19 protein-coding genes are annotated in these 21,646 nt (G+C 37.4%); 4 read left to right on the top strand and 15 right to left on the bottom strand.

The genetic code is table 11. The annotated features are described in order from the left end of the window. Positions 1 to 3: 3 nt before the first annotated feature. The 3 genes from ACFINO_RS04765 to ACFINO_RS04755 all read right to left on the bottom strand — a co-directional run bounded on the left by ACFINO_RS04765 (position 4) and on the right by ACFINO_RS04755 (position 3,746). Complete coding sequence (locus ACFINO_RS04765) at positions 4 to 837, bottom strand: porin (RefSeq protein WP_375655152.1); 834 nt, start codon at positions 835 to 837, stop codon at positions 4 to 6. Positions 838 to 1,171: 334 nt separating this feature from the next. Beyond that, entirely contained in the window at positions 1,172 to 2,005 is an 834-nt protein-coding gene (locus tag ACFINO_RS04760; protein WP_375655151.1) for an outer membrane protein, read from the bottom strand. A gap of 1,360 nt (positions 2,006 to 3,365) precedes the next feature. Continuing rightward, positions 3,366 to 3,746, bottom strand: coding sequence for a hypothetical protein (locus ACFINO_RS04755; protein ID WP_375655150.1), 381 nt, complete (start codon positions 3,744 to 3,746; stop codon positions 3,366 to 3,368). 926 nt (positions 3,747 to 4,672) lie between these two features. Here ACFINO_RS04755 and ACFINO_RS04750 point away from each other — a divergent pair. Further along, positions 4,673 to 4,801 (top strand): hypothetical protein, encoded by a 129-nt coding sequence (locus ACFINO_RS04750; protein WP_375634011.1) that lies wholly within the window; start codon positions 4,673 to 4,675, stop codon positions 4,799 to 4,801. A gap of 72 nt (positions 4,802 to 4,873) precedes the next feature. On the opposite strand, the gene ACFINO_RS04745 is transcribed toward ACFINO_RS04750, so the two are convergent. The 11 genes from ACFINO_RS04745 to gshB form a co-directional block, all read right to left on the bottom strand. Then, positions 4,874 to 5,494 (bottom strand): ribonuclease D, encoded by a 621-nt coding sequence (locus ACFINO_RS04745; protein ID WP_375618019.1) that lies wholly within the window; start codon positions 5,492 to 5,494, stop codon positions 4,874 to 4,876. Further along, entirely contained in the window at positions 5,487 to 6,881 is a 1,395-nt protein-coding gene (locus ACFINO_RS04740) for a M20/M25/M40 family metallo-hydrolase (RefSeq protein WP_375611787.1), read from the bottom strand. Before ACFINO_RS04740 ends, ACFINO_RS04745 begins: the two co-directional genes overlap by 8 nt. 83 nt (positions 6,882 to 6,964) lie before the next feature. Continuing rightward, on the bottom strand, positions 6,965 to 7,840 hold the full coding sequence (gene mutM, locus ACFINO_RS04735) for a bifunctional DNA-formamidopyrimidine glycosylase/DNA-(apurinic or apyrimidinic site) lyase (protein ID WP_375655149.1): 876 nt from the start codon (positions 7,838 to 7,840) through the stop codon (positions 6,965 to 6,967). 273 nt (positions 7,841 to 8,113) lie between these two features. Beyond that, a complete protein-coding gene (locus ACFINO_RS04730) occupies positions 8,114 to 9,361 on the bottom strand; it encodes an aminopeptidase (RefSeq protein ID WP_375655148.1) in 1,248 nt (415 codons plus the stop codon). A gap of 177 nt (positions 9,362 to 9,538) precedes the next feature. Next, a complete protein-coding gene (locus ACFINO_RS04725) occupies positions 9,539 to 10,372 on the bottom strand; it encodes a cell wall hydrolase (RefSeq protein WP_375634006.1) in 834 nt (277 codons plus the stop codon). Positions 10,373 to 10,919: 547 nt separating this feature from the next. Continuing rightward, positions 10,920 to 11,642, bottom strand: a complete 723-nt coding sequence (gene phoU / locus ACFINO_RS04720; RefSeq protein WP_375634004.1) for a phosphate signaling complex protein PhoU — start codon at positions 11,640 to 11,642, stop codon at positions 10,920 to 10,922. Between the two features lie 21 nt (positions 11,643 to 11,663). Beyond that, positions 11,664 to 12,422: a phosphate ABC transporter ATP-binding protein PstB gene (pstB, locus tag ACFINO_RS04715; RefSeq protein WP_375611792.1), complete on the bottom strand. Its 759-nt coding sequence runs from the start codon at positions 12,420 to 12,422 to the stop codon at positions 11,664 to 11,666. 51 nt (positions 12,423 to 12,473) lie between these two features. Further along, a complete protein-coding gene (pstA, locus tag ACFINO_RS04710) occupies positions 12,474 to 13,763 on the bottom strand; it encodes a phosphate ABC transporter permease PstA (protein ID WP_375634578.1) in 1,290 nt (429 codons plus the stop codon). Further along, a complete protein-coding gene (pstC, locus tag ACFINO_RS04705) occupies positions 13,760 to 15,220 on the bottom strand; it encodes a phosphate ABC transporter permease subunit PstC (protein WP_375655147.1) in 1,461 nt (486 codons plus the stop codon). Before pstC ends, pstA begins: the two co-directional genes overlap by 4 nt. Positions 15,221 to 15,295: 75 nt before the next feature. Then, entirely contained in the window at positions 15,296 to 16,342 is a 1,047-nt protein-coding gene (locus tag ACFINO_RS04700) for a substrate-binding domain-containing protein (protein WP_375627631.1), read from the bottom strand. A 133-nt stretch (positions 16,343 to 16,475) separates the two neighbouring features. Next, positions 16,476 to 17,423, bottom strand: a complete 948-nt coding sequence (gene gshB, locus ACFINO_RS04695; RefSeq protein WP_375634580.1) for a glutathione synthase — start codon at positions 17,421 to 17,423, stop codon at positions 16,476 to 16,478. Between the two features lie 87 nt (positions 17,424 to 17,510). On the opposite strand from gshB, the gene ACFINO_RS04690 reads away from it, so the two are divergent. Then, positions 17,511 to 18,305 (top strand): molybdopterin-synthase adenylyltransferase MoeB, encoded by a 795-nt coding sequence (locus tag ACFINO_RS04690; RefSeq protein WP_375636671.1) that lies wholly within the window; start codon positions 17,511 to 17,513, stop codon positions 18,303 to 18,305. Between the two features lie 924 nt (positions 18,306 to 19,229). Here ACFINO_RS04690 and ACFINO_RS04685 read toward each other — a convergent pair. Beyond that, positions 19,230 to 19,793, bottom strand: coding sequence for a c-type cytochrome (locus tag ACFINO_RS04685; RefSeq protein ID WP_375618029.1), 564 nt, complete (start codon positions 19,791 to 19,793; stop codon positions 19,230 to 19,232). Between the two features lie 104 nt (positions 19,794 to 19,897). Between ACFINO_RS04685 and ACFINO_RS04680 the strand changes: the two genes are divergently transcribed. Then, entirely contained in the window at positions 19,898 to 20,629 is a 732-nt protein-coding gene (locus tag ACFINO_RS04680) for a 3-deoxy-manno-octulosonate cytidylyltransferase (RefSeq protein ID WP_375618030.1), read from the top strand. After that, a complete protein-coding gene (locus ACFINO_RS04675; protein ID WP_273790573.1) occupies positions 20,626 to 21,489 on the top strand; it encodes a prephenate dehydratase in 864 nt (287 codons plus the stop codon). The genes ACFINO_RS04680 and ACFINO_RS04675 overlap by 4 nt, the downstream gene beginning before the upstream one ends. Positions 21,490 to 21,646: the final 157 nt, after the last annotated feature.

Below are 21,646 nucleotides of genomic sequence, written 5' to 3'. Positions count from 1 at the left end.
AAATTAGAATTTGTATGCAACGCCAACACGGAAATCATTGGTTTTGTATGCTAATTTATCCCCGTCCTTTACAAATGCTTTTTTACCATAGTCTGAGTAACGGTATTCTGCACGTAACAGAACATTGTCTGTCATTGCGAAGTCAATACCACCACCTACAGTGAAACCAACCATCGTTTTCGTTTCATCAAACACTTTAGCAGAAGCAATTTCGGCACCATCAGCTGTCGCTGCCTTAAGAGAATCAACCACTTGCAGCTGCGTATAAGCAATACCACCAGCAACATAAGGCATAATGCGATCAACGGCTGCAAAACCAACACGAACGCGTGTTGCACCAGACCATTTTTCTTTTATAGAGGTGCTATCTATACGTTTGTCATCCTTCGTGACATTATCAATACTTTTTCCTGAAACAAATGTAGCTTTCGCTACTGTAAGCTTATCTTTGAAACTGTCAAGGCCTGCTTCCCCAATGACTGCTGAATGCGCTTTTGAATCTTCGCGGTCAGCCCAGACTGCATCGGTTTCAACACCTAGAATGAGGCCATTTCCAAGATCTACGTTAGAACCTACATAAATACCACCCATAAAACCGGAAGGCTTAGGTGTCCAGTCTTTATCTGTAATTTTCTTTTTTGTTTCTGAATCAACTACATCAACTTTACCTGAAAAGTTACCAACTTGACCACCGATATAAAAGCCTGTCCAAGAAAATGAAGGGGCTGAGATAACTGCTGGGGCTGTTTCACGAGGGATGATAACATCAGCAGCTTGTGCTGCAGAAGCTGCTGCTATAGCGATAACAGAAGTTGTTACTAAAGATTTTATATTCATAAACTTTGCTCCTAATTTATTTATGAGCACAGTGCTACAAGATTACAGAAAGAAAAGCTGTAGTAAAAATGATACAGTCACAGAAAATGGAGGGCACATCCCAGACAAAATCGCTTCATAGCTTGATTTTGTACGAGAAACCTAAAGATATATATATAAATAACTTATTGATTTTTAAATATAATTCTCGTTTATTGTCTATGATTTTTTTAAGAAAACCTGAATAATATCTTTTCATATCCACAATAAATTATGTATTGTGTGATAATATGGCAACAGAAAATAACAGAGGCGCTGTTAAAGACAGCGCCTCTGTTATTTAACTTATCATCTGTTAAAATTTGTAAGCAACACCAACTCGGAAATCATTGGTTTTGTAAGATGTCTCATATTTATCATTTGAGAATTTCTTTTTACCAAAATCAGAGTAACGATATTCCGCACGGACAATAACGTTATTGGTCATTGCTAAATCAACACCAGCACCCAGAGTGTAACCAACAAGGGTCTTTGTTTCATCAGACAAGGTACCAGAAGCTATTACTTTATCTGAATCTTTGCCTGTTATTGAAATCGATGCAGTATCTTGAAGCTGCGTATAGGCGATACCACCAGCAACATAAGGCATAATGCGTTCAGCTGCAAAACCAATACGTACACGTGTCGCACCAGCCCACTTTTCTTTAAACGTGAAACTGTGGGTTCGTTTAGCACCAGCTTCAAGCGCATCTTTACCAATATTAATTCCAGATTCTGTTAATATCTTCTTAATATAATTTATGTGATTTGGAGCAATAACATATGTGTTTCCTGTCTTCGTATCATCTTTATTAGACCACATGATATCTGTATCAACACCTAGAATAAGGCCATTACCAAGATCAACGTTGGAACCTGCATAAAGACCACCCATGAAACCAGATAGTTTAGGCAAAAGGTCATCAGGCACTGGAATCTTTTTTCCATTACTGAGAATATCCATTTTCGTTTTACCCGAAAAACCACCAATCTGGCCCCCAACATAAAAACCTGTCCAAGAAAAAGTTGGAGCAACAATAACGGGAGCAACAGGTGTTGGACTTGGGGGAACAATAACATCTGCTGCTTGTGCTGCTGAAGCTGAAACAAAAGCGAAAGCAGAAGCTGTTATTAACCATTTCATATTCATATTTTCTCTCCATAGCTGAATATTTATTTGAACACACCATTTCATATAGAGCCCCATCTTCAGATATCTGTAGCAAAAATGATACACTTATAAAAAAAACAAAAAGCCAATCAAAGTACCCTTAATTGCTTGATCTGTAATAAATGAGAATAAAACTATGCCCATGCACAAATGATCTCTTTTTCTCACATTTGCTCTCCTTTATAAATTTTGTAAAAAAAACTGCGTCACAGTACCCCCGTGTAAAGCGTGTGCTATTGGAATGAAAATATAATATATTGATTTATAATGAAAAAATATCTTTTATATTAATTCGTCTGCAATATTGAAGATGTTCTTATCTTAAGCCTTTTTATATTAAAGAAACCAAAACCATCCCCCCTGCACCTCACAAACGAGCAAGTGTGTGAATAGCTCTTTGATTGTTTTTTCATCATTGTAAAGAATGCTTGTACCGCATAAAACAAGATCTCCACTACCCCATGGACTGCAACAAGATTACATGCAATTTCATTACACTTGCTCTTTGTTTTTAATTTAGGCATTTATGCCTTTTTGACATACTTACCATTTTTTTCTTCTCTCAACCTTATAGTAAATCTTTTCAGAGCTTCAGCCTTATTTGTAGGATATCATTTCATACTCCTTTACAAGACTAAATTGAAAAAAATACCTAAAGACAGACAACCGGTATAATAAACATTAAAACTTATATAGAAATCTCCTTAAAGCTGAAAAAACGAGAAATCTTTCTTAAAGTTTTCACACCACACCTTGCTTTAAAAATCATGAATTTGGCAGAAAAAATATCTGATATTTTGAATCATAGACAAATGAATATTTTATAAATTCTGTAGTCGAAGCATACCATCAAAGACAAAAGTTTAACATTTTTGTTGCTTCACTCGATTTTGATGAAGTATCCTCTCAGATCCTCTCTGCAAACAGCTTAGTTTCTTGTCAAGAGGATTTTTCTTAACTCCTTACTTATGTGATTCACTTAACTAAAGGCTCTCTGGACAAGCCCTACTCTAAAAACACTTATCAAGGAGTTTTATATGCGCTGTATAGTTACGCTTAAATGACAGTATTTACAGTATAACAGCGTAATCCAAAATCGGGAGGTTATATTTATCCAAACCCATGAATTTTGTAACGAGCGATTGCCATTATACAGAGTATTCTTGCACCGAAATCCACCTCCCCATATCTTTTCCAAATAGTACTCTTCACCCCCTCCGTACACAATTATAATACCCTTTGCGAACAACTGCTCCTCCACTTTTCAAATGATAAAAAATATCTTCTCTCTTCAATTCCCGATCATACGTTAGACCTCTTGATGTTGTTTTCTTACTTTTTAATAACTCATTGGACTTCGTCCAAATAAATCTGGTCGTCTTCCTTTCCTTAATCCTTTTTTAGGCTTTTGAAATCTTTTTTTACCAGAATATGATACAGGTACTAACTCAGCTGCTGTTATGCATTGGTTGTTATGCGTGCAAGAAAGTTCCATTTGAACAACTTCAGAGAAGATCTTGCTCAACTGTTCACTAGAAAAAAAATCTCTAGGAGGAACAAGAGAAGGTATACCCTCTATTAACTTTTGAGAAGACAAGAAAGAAGCACCCTGAGCTACAGAGATTGAAGCAAACGTAGCAAAAGCCGTAATAAAATATTTTATGTTCATAAATTTAACCTCGTATAAATATCCATAATGGATTTTATCTAGTGTCTTCATTGCAAATTTCCAGAAAAAATAGCATGTTTATAGATAAAAAGTGAGAATCCTCAAAAAACAAGGCTTTGAAGCATTTTAATTTTAAAATAAATGCAAATTGCCCCACTTTACAAACATAGAAATCACTTGTTTGGCAATGCATAAAAGCACAAAATATCGTCTGGGGAGAATAAACTACACAAATGTCATATCAACATATTGATTTATAAATCCCCCTATTGAATGAGCGCTCTCAGTATCATAAGATTATCTTATTTTAAATTCGCTCATGATACATTAAGCAAAATTATTCACTTACATGTCATAAATGAGGTTGATATATGGATAAGACTCTTAAAAAAAGGTGTTTTATCTTATGAAACCATTTAAACGCAAAAGTTAACATTTTAACTTGGTAAAAGCATATTCCTTGCTAATTTGTTTCTAGGTCACTTTCTAGGTGTCGTTCTTTGCATTGTTCAGTATAATCGTGGTTATCTTTATATATTAATCATATAATATATTGATTTATAATGATAATATAGCGTTATCCATATTAAATTAGAACTCCGAATACCATAAAACCCTTTCATTCCAAATCTTCCTCATGTTGAATCAACCAAAACCATTTGTTTGTACATTACAAGTGGGGAAGCCTATGTGGAGTGAAACTGTACAATAAAGGACTAAAAATGCCTTTTATGAAACGTCTCCAGTGCCAAGGGTTGTCGCAAAATTGGACGTTGGCAAAATGTGTGATAGTAGCGGCTTGTTAACTCTATAAGCGTAAGATGGTAGTGTTCAATAGATTTTATATTGGTATTGGAGGCTTTATCGTTATATCTTTTATGAGCACCGCCGTAAAATGAACTTGGGTGTCGGTTTCTTTACAAAAAGTACATGAATTAGCAACACAAATATATTCCGTTTAGGGCGTTCTGTTTTACATGAAGAACGTAAATCCATTAAAAAAGCATGAGGCAATGCGTAATCTCTATTATTTAACAGACATCGCTTTAAATACTTTTGAAAGTCGTAAAGCAGAATTAAAAATGATGGTAAAGATGAGAGGATAAAATGCCCATAATGTACAAGCATTTTGCCCTCTCACATCAATAATTAACTCCATTTAAAAGCCAATTTTAAAGTTAGCTATGCGCAAAAATATCAACTTCCGCCCATCCTAAAAGATCAAGCCTAGCTCTCATAGGCAAAAATTGAAAGCATGCCTTGGCAACATTTTCTCGCTCTTCACGTCTTAAACGTTCTTCAAATATAACCTTTAAACGATGCAAATATAACACATCCGACGCAGCATATTCAATTTGTGCCTGTGATAACGTTTCTGCCGCCCAATCCGAAGATTGTTGCTGTTTAGAAATATTCACATTCAGCAATTCATTACAAATTTCTTTCAAGCCATGACGATCCGTATAAGTGCGCGTGAGTTTCGAAGCAATCTTTGTACAAAAAATAGCCTCTGGCATAACACCAAATGTATGTGCTAAAATAGCAAGATCAAAACGCCCAAAATGGAATATTTTTACGACTGCTTTATCTTCAAGAAGCTTGACCAAATTAGGTGCATTCTTTTGTCCTTTAGCAATCTGTATAATATCAGCAGTACCATCTCCAGAAGAAAGCTGAACAACGCATAAACGATCACGATGGGGTTGTAATCCTAAAGTTTCAGTATCAATCGCAACAGCATCAGTTTGATAATTATCTAAGTTTGGTAAATCACCTTGATGAACGCGAATCTCAGCCATTTACCCTCCTACTTGCTAAAGCAGCAAGAATACGCGCCCAAGACCGCTGCCCCTTATGAAACGATTTTAAATTATACTTTTCATTAGGAGAATGAATACGGTCATCAGCCAGTCCAAAACCAACCAAAAGAGTTTCCATACCAAGAATTGACCGAAAATCTGCTACAATTGGGATCGAGCCCCCCATGGCTGTCAAGACAGCAGGCACTTCCCACTCTTGTGATAAGGCATCCTTCGCCTCCTTGATAAAAGATGAATCATCAGAAATCTGAAGTGCCGGAGAAGAACCGTGATTCTTAAATTCAACCTTACAATCAGCAGGAATTGAGCTACGTACATAATCACGCAACGCTTGGCGTATTTTCTCTGGATCTTGCTTATGCACCAAACGACACGATACCTTTGCACTCGCTTGAGAAGCAATAACTGTTTTCATCCCTTCCCCTTCATAGCCGCCACTAATACCATTAATTTCCATGGTAGGACGTGCCCATACAAGCTCTAAAATGCTCCGCCCTTTTTCACCAGCTGGAACGGAAAGTCCTATAGGACCAAGAAAATTTTCAGCAGTACAATTAAGTGCATTCCATGATTGTAAAATCTGTGGAGGTGTTTCTTCTACGCCATCATAAAAACCAGGAAGTGTTGCCCTATTATTTTCATCGTGAAGTCCTGCTAAGATTTTCGTTAAAATACGAATGGGGTTAGCTGCTACTCCTCCAAAATAACCAGAATGCAAATCACGATTCGCTGCTGTGATAATAATCTCTTCTGCCATAATTCCCCGAAGAGAAAGAGCAATAGATGGTGTATCCGCATCCCACATTGACGTGTCACAAACTAATGCATAATCTGCCTTAAGTTCATCTGTATTTGCTTTTAAAAAAGGAATAAGGGAAGGAGAAGCACATTCTTCTTCTCCCTCAAATAAAACAGTAACTTTAATAGGAAGCTGCCCTGTTTCTTTCTTAAATGCACGACATGCTTCAATAAAAGTCATCAACTGACCTTTGTCATCTGAAGCTCCACGAGCACAAATAACTTTCTCTCCATCTCTCTCTTTTAAAGAAGGTGTAAATGGATCATCCTCCCATAAACTCAATGGATCAACAGGTTGAACATCATAATGTCCGTAAAACAACACATGCAAACAATCATCTGAAGGTCCTGGATGATGCCCAACAACCATTGGATGCCCCGGCGTATCACGGCGTGAAGCCTCAAAACCGATGCTTTTTAAATCCTCTACTAACCAATCAGCTGCTTTACGACATGCATCCTTGTAAGCCGAGTCTGTAGAAATCGATTGAAAACGTAAAAGAGAAAAAAGGCGTTCAAGGCTCTTCTCTATATTTCCATCAAGATGTGTTAGTACTTTATTCAGCATAAAAAAACCTTTCAAGCCTTGTGTAATTATATTATAGATGCGATGACTTTAAGCCTCTTGTAAGATTTTGCAAGACACCTTATTCATTTTTGACATTGTGAGCAGTAAAAACTTGAACGTCCAGCCTGTAAAATGCGCATAATAGGCGCTCCACATTCCAAACATTGCTTGCCTTCTCGTCCATAAACTGAAAAAGTATGCTGAAAATAACCAAGCGAACCATCTATATGCATATAATCACGTAAAGAAGAGCCACCAGACAAAATGGCTTCAGAAATCACATTGCATATATTTTGTGCTAAAGAATCTGCAAATTCACGTGCACGTGCCGTTTTTGATGCCAATGTAAATGCACCACGTTGTGGAGACAAACGACTCCGCCAAAGTGCTTCGCAAACATAAATATTCCCAAGACCTGCAACAATAGACTGATCAAGTAAAACACCCTTGAGAGACATTTTTTTATTAACAAAAGCCTTTTGTAAATAACGACCAGAAAACGAATTACTCATAGGTTCAAGACCTAGCTTATTTAAAAGTGGATGTTCATAAAGCTTATCCGTATTGACTAAAAGCATAAACCCAAAGCGACGCACATCATTATAAATAAGACGATAAACGTCACCATTCTTTGTCTGAATCTCCATGACAAAATGATCATGTTTAACTAATTTACTTGACGCTAAACAAGCTTTTCTTAAAAAATCATTCTCTATACGCCATGAACCAGACATTCCTAAATGGCTTAAAATCGTTTCATCCTGAGAAAGATGAAATAATAAATATTTCGCACGCCGGCCAAGTTCTATAATTGTTCTGCCAATAAGGCGCTCAGAAAAAGCCTCAGGAAAAGGAAAGCGCAAATCTCTACGATTAAGTTTGACAGATACTATCTTTGCATCAGTTACAACGGACTCAAGTCCACGACGAACTGTCTCTACTTCAGGAAGCTCAGGCATTACTCTTCTTTAATAATTATACACTTTCCAATCGTATCTCTGATAAATTGACTTCTTCCCACCCCTCAAAGAACGAAGACTTCCTCTACATCTACTAAACAAATTCTTGATGAGTGGATTTTACTTGGATTCCTACTCATGTGAGTCATTTAACTAAAGGCTTTATGGACAAACCCTGCCTTGAATATATACCACACACTCTAAAATACTTAACGTATCAATGAGGCTTACATCCCACCCCACCTCAAATGACCGTGTTTTATGGTAACAAAATTAAGCCCATTCACCCTTACGAAATACAGGAACTCTTACACCATCTTGGGTAATGCCATCTATGTCAATTTCACCAGAACCAATCATCCAGTCAATATGAATGACACTTTTATTCCCACCACGTGCTGCAATCTCTTCTGACGTCAATGATGCCCCATCTAAAAAGCATTTGGAATAACACTGCCCTAAAGCAATATGACATGCAGCATTTTCATCAAATAAGGTATTATAAAAAAGGAGGCCACTCTTAGAAATTGGTGAAGAATGGGGCACAAGGGCAACTTCGCCCAACCGGCTTGCACCCTCATCACTTTGCAAAACCTGCTGTAAAACTTCTTGGCCTGTTGATGCACGAGCCTCAACAATACGCCCTGCTTCAAAACGTACTTCAATATTATCAACCAGAGTTCCTTGATAGGAAAGGGGCTTTGTTGAGCGAACGAAACCTTCAACCTTATGAGCATGAGGAGTCGTGAAAACTTCTTCTGTCGGAATATTCGGATTGCAAATAACACCATTTTGAGCAACGGATGCACCACCATGCCATTCATGATCATCTGCCAAACCAACAGTTAAATCAGTCCCTGTCCCTGTAAAGTGTAAGGCAGAAAAACGCTGCTCATTAAGCCAAGATGATCGTTTCTTTAAATTCTCGTTATGGACAGTCCACGCCTGCACCGGATCTTCTCCTGTAACACGTGAAGCAGAAAAAATTGCATCGGCTAATTTTTTAATCGCCTCATTAAGTGGTAAAGAAGGAAACATTGCCTCAGCCCATCCTGCTGTTGGATAAGCAACAATCGACCAATTCATAGCAAAATTTGATATTTGCTTGAGTGCCGGCTGGTAAGCTATTGAAGTGGCTTTATTTAAACGTGAAACCTTATCAAAATCCTGATTGGAAAGGAGCAAAGGATTATCACCAACAATCGCTAAACGCGCTGCCCCATTTTCAAAAGCCTTTGCCATTCCCTCATAAAGCCAAGAAGGGGCACAATCAAAACTAGTTGTATGGGCATTTTCAAACCGTGTAAGCGATAACATATCATCACTAAAAATTGGTGTAATGACACCAGCACCAACCTTATAAGCATGATATGCAATACGCCGAACAAAAGGTAACGCTGAAACTGGAGCAGTTAAAACAAGATCCTGCCCCTCTTGTAAATTCAACCCCACTTTCACTGTAATTTCTGCAAGACGATTAAGCATTTCAGGCGAAATTGTCTCATGAATATCAAAGTACATTACCAATACCCTTCTTTAAATAGAATGCGTTCTTTATGTCGTCATATTATAAATTGTTTTTCAGATCCTTTGAGTTCGCTTTCTCTACGTATATTTATGCGTATCATTATCGCTAAAATTCACTTAATTCATAAACCGCAATGGGTATATCATCCTTCTTTGGTCATGAAAAACTTACTAGTTCCTGTGTCGTTTTTCTAACATTGCAACAATTGCATTTAACTGATCAGATGAAGGTAAAGCCATAATCGTTTTATTTTCCTCTTTCCTAGCTAGATGTTGAGGTGCATAGGCAGGAATAGGAACTTTATCAAGCTGTACCATAGCAAAAGGAGCAGGATGTGCCGTCTTGGACTGTGCTACTTCTGTCAAAGGAGATGTACTTTTCTCTGCCTTTACTCCCCTACTCTCTAAGCCTTCATCTATAAAGCTTGGCGCATGACCAGAACGTTCTTGAGCAAAAGCATAAGCAACATCATAAGGGCGATTATTTGTAGGAACTTGAAGTTCTCCATCACGTGATCGTTTTTCATAAAAAGCATTTCCCCCTGCAACCTGAACATAATGCATGTTTTTATACGGAAAAGACAAACCAGCGGTATGAAAAAACTTAGCGTGTTTAACTTTCTTATCTCGTTCACCCCGTAAAACGGCATCAGCCGCCTCTCTTACACGAGCAACAGATGCTTTCTCCGTCATAGGACGCGTTAAAACACCAGGAGCAAATTGCCTATATTGACCAACAACACCACAAATCGTCTTAGGATAGGCGGTTGAATTAACACGATTCATAACAACCGTTCCAACGGCAATCATTCCTTCACGGCTTGTGCGATTTGATTCAAAATACATCGCTCGCATAAGACATTGACGCTCTGTCAATGGATATGTAACCGTTTTTGTCTTATTATTATCTACTTTTCCAGCATCTAAATAACTTGAAGCACATCCCACAACAACTAACGGCGCTACACAACAGGTAACAAAAACATTCCAACGATTTTTTTTCATCTTATGCAACACATTCCTATAATCTCTGAGATATTCAAGTCTTGAAATGAGCTTTAAATGTATCTCTCAATAAAGTACATAGCTAATTGTTACCACTCAGTAAAATTTTAATACAAGAGGTAATCAAAAAGTATCTATGCAAAATAAAAAATAAAAAACTATTAATTTGCGGATCGATATTGTTATTCTTCATGGCTCAATATAGGCTATAATAACCCACACGTTTCAATTACAATAAAGTAACACTATCCACTTCTTCTACATACGAAAAAATAATACAGATATCCCCTTTAATATAAAATTTTAACAAAATGATCTGAAAGGAAATCCCCTAGAAAACTCCCCTCCTGCCACAATACGAGTGATGATATCATCCAATATACAAATATGTCAAACCAAGAGTTAACAATCTGCCATGCTTCTCTGAAAAAACTCTTTGTTGCTTCTTTGTGCTTTTCCATAGATGGTTATCTTATTCTTTCTATAGCTGCACTATAAGAGAATACTCATATATCTACAAACTGATTTTATATATATAAGAGAAATTTTAATCTATTTTCTTCTCACCTACCCCAACTTTATAAGTAAGGTCATCGCGAGGACGATCAGAGGACATATGGTAACCCGTTATGATATAATGCAGCATTTCAGCAATATTAGTAACATGATCACCAATTCGTTCAATATTCTTTAAACAAAACAGTAAGTGCGTACAAACCGTAATATTGCGCATATCTTCCATCATATACGTCAAAAGTTCACGAAAAAGAGAAGTATACAAAGCATCAATCTTCTCATCACGCTCACGCACCGCGTCAACACGCTCTAATAGGCGACTCGTATAAGCATTTAAGACTTCTTTTAATTGATTGAGTGCTAAAGCTGTAATTGTTTCAAGCCCATGATAAACAGAAGCAGATTGACGTATTTCTGAAAGTGCAACAGTCCTTTTAGCAATGTTTTTTGCCATATCCCCAATCCGTTCAAGATCAGAAGAAATACGAATGGCTCCAATAATTTCACGCAAATCGACAGCCATCGGTTGGCGTTTGCAAATAATAGCAACCGCTTTTTCATCAATGTCACGTTCTGCTTCATCTAAAAACACATCATCGGCAATCACTGTCGTTGCAAGTTGAAGATCACTACACACAACCGATGCGACAGAACGTTCAATCATCCTTTCTGCATGGCTCCCCATTTCTGTAATCCTTACTCTTAAATATTTTAGTTCTGCATCATAAGAACGGACAGTATGTTTCATAGACATATCTTACACTCCTCAATTCACCTATCCAAAACGCCCCGTAATATAATCTTGCGTCCGTTGCTCTTTTGGTGAGGTAAAGATCATTTCAGTCGCACCAACTTCTACCAAATGCCCTAAATGAAACATAGCCGTATATTGAGAAACACGTGCGGCCTGTTGCATGGAATGCGTTACGATAACAATTGTATAATTTTGCCGTAACGCATCGATAAGCTCTTCAATCCGTGCTGTCGCAATGGGATCAAGAGCTGAACATGGCTCATCCATCAAAATAACTTCAGGACTAACCGCAATAGCACGTGCAATACACAAACGCTGTTGTTGTCCCCCTGATAAACTTGTTCCAAGATCATGAAGGCGGTCTTTTACTTCTTCAAACAAACCTGCCTGCCTCAAACTCTTTTCAACGACATCATGCAATTCAGAGCGTGTTTTAACTAAACCATGAATGCGTGGACCATACGCAACATTCTCAAATATAGATTTTGGAAAAGGGCTGGGCTTTTGAAAAACCATTCCAACACGAGCGCGCAATTCTACAACATCAATCCGTGTGTCATAAATATTCTCCCCATCTAAGGTAATAAGACCAGTTGTTTTAGCGCCTTCAATTGTATCATTCATACGGTTAAAACAACGCAAAAAAGTTGACTTTCCGCATCCTGATGGACCAATCAAAGCAGTTACTTGATGTTCAGGAATATCAAGTGTAATACCGTGGAGTGCTTCTTTATCTCCGTAAGAAACCTTCACATCCTGACCGCGCATTTTAATCTTCATTACAAAAATTCACCTTACAAAAATCTTATCAAAGCTGTTGTTTTATTAAAATTACTGGCGGCGTTCAAATCGTCGACGTAAAAAAACCGCAGAAATATTCATGATCGCAAGAAAAATCATCAATACAATAATAGCACCTGATGTCTTTTCAACAAAAGCACGCTCTGCTTCACCCGCCCACATAAAAATTTGAACAGGCAAAGCCGTTGCTGGATCCATGGGGGTCGTAGGAATATTAACAACAAAAGCAACCATTCCAATCAAAAGCAAAGGAGCTGTTTCACCCAAAGCCTGAGCGACTCCAATAATTGTGCCTGTCAAAATGCCAGGCGCAGCTAAAGGAACAACATGATGAAAAATCATTTGTGTTTTTGATGCTCCCAACCCCAAAGCTGCTGCACGAATAGAGAGAGGAACAGCACGCAGAGCAGAACGTGTTGCAATAATGATCGTGGGAAGAGTCATGAGCGCTAAAACAAGACCACCAACAAAAGAGGCTGAACGTGGTAATCCTAAAAAATTAACAAAAAAAGAGAGTCCTAAAAGACCAAACACAATTGAAGGAACAGCTGCAAGATTATTGATATTAACCTCTATAAAATCTGTAAATTTATTTTTGCGTGCATATTCTTCTAAATAAAGAGCCGTTGCTATACCTATTGGAAGTGAAACTAATAAAACGATGCCTATCATATAAAGAGAACCAATGATCGCAACACCTAATCCCGCAGTCTCAGGACGACTTGAAGCGCCAAATGTAAAAAAACCAATATTAAATGTTTTATAAAGCGTACCATCATGCGCTAAACGCTTTATCCATTCTATTTGTCGATTAGAAACTTTACGGTTTTTTTCTGCTACACGCAAATCAATCTGTCCCTTATAAGCAGAATCAATATCCGCAGATGCCAAAACTTTAACTTTTTGCATTGTGCCAATCAGTTTTGGATTTTTTGTCACCATTTCACGCAGTTGAACACGGACACCATTCGAAAACATACGGTTAACGTCTCGAAGAGAGGCTCGATCATTTTGATTGATATTAAGTTTCTTTGCTAAAGCATTGCGTACAAGAAGTGGATAATTCGCCGTCATGAGCACTTGTGGTTTTGTTTTACGTTGACCACTTGGATCAATGATCTTTTCATCCAAATAAATCGACAATGTCATTTCACTTTGAAAAAAAGCTGTATAACCCTGACTAATGATAGACCATAAAAGCGCAAATAAAAAAAACAAACCAATAAAAATGGCAATCAAACCATAGGCACGAAAACGACGTTCAGCCCAATACCGACGATTGAGACTAATATTGCGACGAGGAAAAAAATCTTCATTCATTCATATTGTTCCCGATATTTACGCACAATATAAAGAGCTAGAATATTCATCAAAAGTGTCATAACAAAGAGCGTCATCCCTAAGGCAAAAGCCACCAGAGTTTGTGGAGAATTAAACTCAAAATCACCGGTCAATTGATTAACAATCTTAACAGTCATCGTAGTCATTGCTTCAAAAGGATTGAGTGTTAAGTTTGCTGCAACACCTGCCGCCAAAACCACAATCATTGTTTCTCCAATTGCACGCGATGCCGTCAACAAAATGGCCCCCATAATCCCTGGAAGCGCTGCTGGTATAACAACTTTTTTAATTGTTTCAGATTGCGTTGCGCCTAAACCATAAGAACCTTCACGTAAAATGCGTGGAACAGCCGTAATAACATCATCCGATAAAGAGGAAACAAAAGGTATCAACATAATTCCCATCACAACTCCAGCGGTCAAAACACTTTGTGCCATAATAAAACTAACCCCGTCTGAGAGAGAAGCAGAAAGATCACGTAAAAATGGTCCCACAACCTTCAAAGCAAAAAAGCCATAAACAATCGTTGGAATGCCAGCAAGAACTTCTAACAATGGTTTTACAATTGCTCGCAATCGCGCAGAAGCATACTCCGCCATATAAAGAGCTGAAAATAGTCCTATAGGTACAGCAAAAAGCATGGCAACAAATGCAATATAAAGCGTACCAGCAAGAAGCGGTATTAAACCAAATTGTCCTACTTCATCGCTGGAACCGCTCGCGGAAAAACGCGGATCCCAAACTGTTCCTAAAAAGAAATTTGAAAAGGATACAGACTGAAAAAAGCTTACTGTCTGAAAAAGCATAGAAAGCGCAATGGCTATTGTTGTCAAGACTGCAACAATAGATGCACAAATCAATCCAATAATAATAAAAGATTCAACCTTATTACGCGCACGTTGATGAGGCGCAATTTGCATCATTCCACAGATAAAACCAAAGGACGCAATAGCAAAAAGGAAAACATAACCTATAAATTTAAGCTTTTCAGAAGAAAATACCCACGACTGTGCTATTTTGAACACATCATCTGATGCTTCATCGGGTAAAATCAATCCCTTCGCGAATAATTGTGCCTGCACTTCCTTATAGGAAGCGGTAGAAAGATTCCCCTCAAAACGATGAATCTTTTTGACGAGACTTCGAAGTGTCTCCCAAAGTAGATCGTGATTTACAGGCTCTGTTACATGCGCACTATACGCCCCCAGCTCTCGAGAAGCATTATATTCTAAATAAATTGTACTCCCAGCATCCCAAACAATTAAAAAAATAAAAGCTGGAATAACAGTAATCAAAAATGTCCACCAGCCATAATAATACGCACGAGAATGCATTTTATGTTGTCTGTATTCAAGAATGCGTGCTCGCATATAAGAAATACAAAAGCCACAAAATCCAAAAATCAATAATAGCAAAACAATGAAGGAAATGCGCATTTTATCTTTCAGTTTTTATAAAAAAATAGCACCCAAATTTCCTATCTCAGAAATCCAACAAATTTTCCCTGCAAATTATTTCAATGTCATTACTCGACCAGCAGAAAAATCAGAACGCTGTGCTTGACGTTCCTTTTCAGGAGAAACAATCAAACCATATTCAGCCAAAGGACCCTCTGGACCAATCATTTGATCAGAAAGAAAAAAATCAACATACTCTCGCAAACCTGAAATAATACCTAAATGTGCTTTCTTAATATAGAAAAAAAGCGGACGAGAAACTGGATATTGTCCACTAGAAATCGTCTCAACTGTTGGCGCAAAACCGTTAATATCGGCAACCTTTAGCCTATCAGCATTATTTTGATAAAACGACAAACCAAAAATACCAACCCCTGTTTTATTAGAAGTTAGACGCGCAAATGTTTCAGAATAATCACCATCAATATCAACCGCTTTTCCATCCTTACGTACCGCAATACAAGCAGTGTGTATCTCCTTATCATCCATTCCTAAAGACTTCATCACCTCAACTGCCCCACTCTCTTTACACCCCTTAGTAAGTAATTTTTCCTCAAAAACTTCACGTGTCCCATGCTTCTCTCCAGGAATATACGCTGCTATCGTCCAATCAGGAAGAGCACTATTAACTGCACTCCATTTCAAAACATTATTCGGTTGCAACTTTCCGTCTATAATAATTCGAGCAGCAAGGGCTTTATAAACATCTACTGGCTGTAATTTCCAATCAGGCCCCTTAATATCAGTTGCAAAAACAATGCCATCATACCCAATACGTATTTCCTCAACATCTTTTACACCAGCATCAAAACAAGACTGTAATTCACTCGGTTTCATTGCTCGCGAAGCATTAACAATATCAACAGTGTTCTCCCCAATACCACGGCAGAATTCCTTAATACCAGCTCCTGTTCCTCCCGATTCGATAACAGGAACCTTAAAATGGGGATAAATTTCTCCAAATGTTTCAGCAACAATCTTTTGATAAGGTAAAACTGTAGATGAACCAGTAATCTGTATTTGATCGCGCGCATTGCCTCCATTTGCTGACAGCAGTAGCGCAAAAATCAATCCCACTCCAATTGATAATACTTTGTTCATCTATAAACTCCCTAAAAATTGAAAACAAAGCCTCTTAATTTATATCATACGGTCATTCTAGTTCACATTTGCAACATAACAAATATAAAAAACAACATGGATCATTTTTTTAAAACCATGTTTTTGTCCTCTGTCAAATAAATTCATTTGAACGCTTGAACTCAATAACATCCCAAAACAAATGAGCAACATCTATACCGCAGAAGCGTTTAATTTCACGAATTCCCGTAGGAGACGTCACATTAATTTCTGTTATATAATCTCCAATCACATCAATCCCCACAAAAAGAAGACCGCGTTCCTTTAAGGCTGGACCAATGCGTTCACAAATTTCATAATCACGTTTTGTTAACTCCACATTTTCCGCGCGACCTCCAACATGCATATTAGAGCGCACATCTGTTTCTGTCGGAATTCGATTAATAGCTCCAACAGGTGTACCATCAAGCAAAATAATCCTTTTATCTCCTTTTCGTACTGCCTCTAAATAGCGCTGAACAATAAAAGGTTCGTGATAAATTTCTGCAAATATTTCCAACAATGATGCTAAATTGCGATCATCTTGTTTTAAATAAAAAATACCAGCGCCCCCATTTCCATAAAGTGGTTTAACAATAATATCGCCAAATGTCTCTCTAAAAGCTGTTATTTCTTCAATATCTTTGGTAATTAATGTTTCTGGCATCAGATCAGAAAATTCAGTAACAAAAATTTTTTCTGGACTGTTGCGTACCCATGCCGGATCATTCACAACGAGTGTTTTAGGATGAATACGTTCTAACAAATGAGTTGTTGTGATATAATTGAGATTAAAAGGTGGATCTTGGCGTAAAAGAACCACATCCATATCTGTTAATTCCGTACGAACAGGCTTTTCTAATCGATAGTGGCTTCCCTCTTTATCATGTACAATCAATGGCTCTAGTCGTGCAATCACACAACCATCGTATAGAGATAAACGATCTGGTGTATAATGGAAGAGAGAGTGTCCACGTTCTTGGGCTGCTAAAGCGAGTGCAAATGTCGTATCTCCTTGAATCCGAACTGTTGAAATATGATCCATCTGAATGGCAATTTTCATAAATAAATCCTCTCTATCCTAAAAGCATACTGGTCTATGCATCATAAACTTAGTAAACAATAAAAGAACTATGACAAGAGAAAATTTATGACACAAGAAACAGATATAAAATTAAACAACAAAGAAATCGAACGCTATGCACGCCACATCATTTTGCCTGAAATTGGTGGTGCAGGGCAACAAAAGCTAAAAAAAGCACGTGTTCTTGTTGTAGGCGCTGGTGGTCTTGGTGCTCCTGTCTTAACCTATTTGGCTGCCGCAGGTGTTGGAACTCTTGGAATTGTCGATAACGACATCGTTTCACTTTCCAATTTACAACGCCAAGTTATTCATAAAACAAATGCAATCAAAAAAAGTAAAACAGACAGTGCTGAAACCACTATAAAAGCAATAAATCCCCATGTTATAGTTGAAAAACACACCCTACGCTTAGACAAAAGTAATGTGGATAAACTGCTCAATGCTTACCACATCATTGTTGATGGAAGTGATAATTTTACGACACGCTATCTTCTTGCTGATCACGCTGCCCAATGTAAAAAACCTTTAATAAGTGGTGCTGTAGAACGTTTTAATGGCTCATTAACCGTCCTTATGCCATATAAAGACAATAATCCTCACTATCGCGATTTATTCCCCACCTCTCCAGCTCACGGGACTATCCCAACATGCGCTGAAACTGGAATCATCGGTGTTTTACCTGGCGTTATTGGAACCCTACAAGCAATGGAAGTTATTAAAATGATCACAAACATCGGAGAGCCATTAGTAGGAAAGATTCTTCTCTATAATGGATTATTAGCGCAATTTAATATTATTACTTATAAACGCTCAAATTATAAAGAAAATACCATAGTTATTAAGGAGCTTGGAGAATCATGATTATGTCCTCTCTTCCACTAATTTTTAGCACTCTCGCAATATGTATTGAAATACTAATTATTTTATCGCAAGTCATCGAAACATTGTAACCAATGAAACCTATTAAATTTATCACAAATATGGCAAACCTTTTGTGAAAAAATAATTCTCTATAATGGATTATCATCATAATTTCATGTCATCGTCTATAAATGGACAGAGACTCGTGGGAACGTAGCTGCTATCAGTATTCTTGTGTAAAAAATTTTCGACGTAGATAAAAATACAATCAGCAGAACTCTATTCAACTATTTTACTATTCACACATAAAAATTGTTTCACATGAAAGTGCTTACTTCAAACCATAACCTATAAATAAATAATCTAAGTTATATTTTAGTGATCGATACTATAAAAGGTCAATGATCTGTCCATACATCTCTAACCTCAAGAGAAAACGTCTATTCATCAAGCATCATAAAATGCAGCTTAGGATTATTGCACGTATAAGAACAATCAATTATCTCTGTTCATAAGAAAAATACATGGGAATTGATGTAAAAGTACATAGGGATTGATGTGTATAGAAGGATTGAGATAAACTTCATGGAGAGCTTTAATTACATAATTATTGCATTCAGAAGCAGAAAGCTGCGGCTCATGAATTGATAATCCTTCAGCAATAATTTCACAGACAAGTATATGTAGAAAAAGTGAAGCACACAAATCTTGAAAACCAATCCGCAGATGACAGCGTAAAGAGTGCATTTTTATATAAGAGCTCTTTAAAATAAGCGAGTCAATATGCAATGTTAAATGTGTTCTGTTTTGCGTGAGGGGCGTTCCCCCTAACAAAACATCAATAAGAGCTCTTTTTATAAAACTATGAAACTAAAATTACAAAAAAATCAGACTTCTTTCTAAAGTTAACATCTATGGTATAAGTTAATTTGGCTCGTTCGCTTTATTATTATCCATTGGTAAAGGAACAGGATGATCGGATAAACTGCGTAAATAAAGCAAAAGATCGGCACGATCTTGGTCATTTTTAATTCCACGAAAAGACATAATAGTCCCAGGAAAAGCTTCACGTGGAGAACGTAGATAACGATCCAAAGTGATAAAATCCCATTTTTGATCAGAATGAGCACGCAATGCCCGTGAATAAGTAAAACCTGCTGCTGATGCCAAAGGGCGGTCAACAATCTTCCAGAGAACTGGACCAACACGCCCTGCTTCATTGCGTCCAGAAGTATGGCATATGGCACATTGGCGAAAAATTTTACGGCCATTTTCAAAATTGCCTTGTTGAAGGCGGCTATTTAGTGATAGGGAAACATCAGGTGCTTTTTGTTTTTCTTGAAATATATCATTCTTGGCAACTGTATGATGATATTGGACTGATGTAGGATGATCGTAAACTATATTGCTGAGTGTGAAAATCCCCACAATAGCAACCAGCACACATAAACAAGCACAAATAAAATAAATAAATCTCGGGCGATTCATAAAAACTCAAATGTTCACGGTTTCATTACAATTTTTAGTTTAAGCTTTTTCTTTATAACACACAATATCATAAATGCATCACAAATGACATTGGGAATCTTACAATGGCTCTTGAACCAATTATTCTTATTCCTGCCCGTATGGGCTCAACCCGTCTTCCTCAAAAAGCTCTCGCTGAAATTGGCGGAAAACCGATGATTGTTCATGTCGCAGAACAAGCCAAAAAAGCTGGAATAGGACGTACAATCGTTGCAACAGATCATAATGATATCGCTAAAGCTGTTGCAGATTATGGGCATGAATATATCATAACACGAGGTGATCATAAGTCTGGATCTGATCGTATTTATGAAGCTTTAGTGCGCATTGATCCTGAACAACGCTACAACGCCATTTTAAATATACAAGGTGACCTACCAACAATCATGCCTCGTGAAATCATTCGTGCACTACGCCCTTTAGAAAATAGCTTTACTGATATTGCAACCTTGGGTGCTCAAATCATTGAAGAAAATGAAACAAGAGATCCCAACGTTGTCAAAATCATTGGTACACCGCTTTCTCAAAATCGCCTTCGTGCTCTTTACTTTACGCGCGCCAAAGCACCTTATGGAGAGGGTCCTCTTTATCACCATATTGGAATATACGCCTATAGGCGCGAAGCACTTGAGAAATTTGTATCATTCAAACCCTCACCACTTGAGAAACGTGAAAAACTTGAACAATTACGTGCATTAGAAAACAATATGCGTATTGATGTGGAAATAGTCGATACAATTCCCTTAGGTGTAGATACACAACATGATCTCGATAGAGTTTGTGAGATTTTAGCATGAAAATACTTAAAAAAACTAATAAAATTTCTTTCCAAGGAGAATACGGCGCTAATTCCCATATTGCTTGCTCCAATATGTTCCCCAATATGGATGCTGTTCCCTCTGCTACTTTCGAAGACGCCCTTAATTTAGTGGAAAGCGGGAAAGCTGATCTTGCTATGATCCCTATTGAAAATACCCTTGCGGGACGCGTTGCAGACATTCATCATCTTTTACCGCAGTCATCTCTTTATATTATTGATGAATATTTTTTACCTATCCATTTTCAACTCATGGTTTTGCCCGGCGTTACACATGACGAAATTAAAACCGTCCACAGCCATACGCATGCCCTTGCACAATGCCGAAAAATCATACGAAACAACGGTTGGAAACCTGTTGTTTCTGCTGACACCGCTGGAGCTGCAAAATTTATAAAAAAAAATGCTAAACGTTCACAGGCTGCCTTAGCACCTTTAATCGCAGCAGAACTCTATGGACTTGATATTCTTGAAAGAGATGTTGAAGATAACCCTCATAATATTACCCGTTTTGTCATCCTTTCACGCTCCAAACGGCATGTCCCCAAACCTCAAAATGGCGAAAAAATCATCACCAGTCTTCTTTTTCGAGTGCGCAATGTCCCCGCTGCTCTCTATAAAGCTATGGGAGGATTTGCAACGAATGGTATCAATATGACAAAATTAGAAAGCTATCAAATTGGTGGAAATTTCAATGCAACACAATTCTTTGTTGATATTGAAGGACATCCTGAAGACCCGATGATGAAACTTGCCTTAGAAGAATTATCTTTCTTTTCTGCAGAACTGCGTATTATCGGTACTTATCCAGCACAAAACGATCGAACATCGTATATATAAAAGCAATTAAGCTGCCATCATTTTTATTGATATCAAAAAACATCATAAAAATTTCATAATGCAACGCATCTTGAAAGGGCTCGTTTTTTCTACTCAACACCCTTCATAAACACTGAAGAAGAAAAAACAGCTCGTAATAGAATATATAAATTATTTT

Origin of the sequence: Bartonella sp. AA83SXKL (assembly GCF_042196965.1) — a bacterium.
Taxonomy (GTDB): Bacteria; Pseudomonadota; Alphaproteobacteria; order Rhizobiales; family Rhizobiaceae; genus Bartonella.
This window is presented reverse-complemented; position numbering and strand designations above follow the sequence as displayed.

What these genes read in the sequence shown, in the direction of transcription:
- phoU (WP_375634004.1), bottom strand. Translation starts at nt 11,642, where the DNA reads ATGTCTATGAAACATACTGTCCGTTCTTATGATGCAGAACTAAAATAT.
- ACFINO_RS04765 (WP_375655152.1), bottom strand. Translation starts at nt 837, where the DNA reads ATGAATATAAAATCTTTAGTAACAACTTCTGTTATCGCTATAGCAGCA.
- ACFINO_RS04750 (WP_375634011.1), top strand. Translation starts at nt 4,673, where the DNA reads ATGAAGAACGTAAATCCATTAAAAAAGCATGAGGCAATGCGTAATCTC.
- pstA (WP_375634578.1), bottom strand. Translation starts at nt 13,763, where the DNA reads ATGAATGAAGATTTTTTTCCTCGTCGCAATATTAGTCTCAATCGTCGG.
- mutM (WP_375655149.1), bottom strand. Translation starts at nt 7,840, where the DNA reads ATGCCTGAGCTTCCTGAAGTAGAGACAGTTCGTCGTGGACTTGAGTCC.
- ACFINO_RS04745 (WP_375618019.1), bottom strand. Translation starts at nt 5,494, where the DNA reads ATGGCTGAGATTCGCGTTCATCAAGGTGATTTACCAAACTTAGATAAT.
- ACFINO_RS04680 (WP_375618030.1), top strand. Translation starts at nt 19,898, where the DNA reads ATGGCTCTTGAACCAATTATTCTTATTCCTGCCCGTATGGGCTCAACC.
- ACFINO_RS04760 (WP_375655151.1), bottom strand. Translation starts at nt 2,005, where the DNA reads ATGAATATGAAATGGTTAATAACAGCTTCTGCTTTCGCTTTTGTTTCA.
- ACFINO_RS04730 (WP_375655148.1), bottom strand. Translation starts at nt 9,361, where the DNA reads ATGTACTTTGATATTCATGAGACAATTTCGCCTGAAATGCTTAATCGT.
- ACFINO_RS04675 (WP_273790573.1), top strand. Translation starts at nt 20,626, where the DNA reads ATGAAAATACTTAAAAAAACTAATAAAATTTCTTTCCAAGGAGAATAC.
- ACFINO_RS04700 (WP_375627631.1), bottom strand. Translation starts at nt 16,342, where the DNA reads ATGAACAAAGTATTATCAATTGGAGTGGGATTGATTTTTGCGCTACTG.
- pstB (WP_375611792.1), bottom strand. Translation starts at nt 12,422, where the DNA reads ATGAAGATTAAAATGCGCGGTCAGGATGTGAAGGTTTCTTACGGAGAT.
- pstC (WP_375655147.1), bottom strand. Translation starts at nt 15,220, where the DNA reads ATGCGCATTTCCTTCATTGTTTTGCTATTATTGATTTTTGGATTTTGT.
- ACFINO_RS04740 (WP_375611787.1), bottom strand. Translation starts at nt 6,881, where the DNA reads ATGCTGAATAAAGTACTAACACATCTTGATGGAAATATAGAGAAGAGC.
- ACFINO_RS04690 (WP_375636671.1), top strand. Translation starts at nt 17,511, where the DNA reads ATGACACAAGAAACAGATATAAAATTAAACAACAAAGAAATCGAACGC.
- ACFINO_RS04755 (WP_375655150.1), bottom strand. Translation starts at nt 3,746, where the DNA reads ATGAAGACACTAGATAAAATCCATTATGGATATTTATACGAGGTTAAA.
- gshB (WP_375634580.1), bottom strand. Translation starts at nt 17,423, where the DNA reads ATGAAAATTGCCATTCAGATGGATCATATTTCAACAGTTCGGATTCAA.
- ACFINO_RS04685 (WP_375618029.1), bottom strand. Translation starts at nt 19,793, where the DNA reads ATGAATCGCCCGAGATTTATTTATTTTATTTGTGCTTGTTTATGTGTG.
- ACFINO_RS04725 (WP_375634006.1), bottom strand. Translation starts at nt 10,372, where the DNA reads ATGAAAAAAAATCGTTGGAATGTTTTTGTTACCTGTTGTGTAGCGCCG.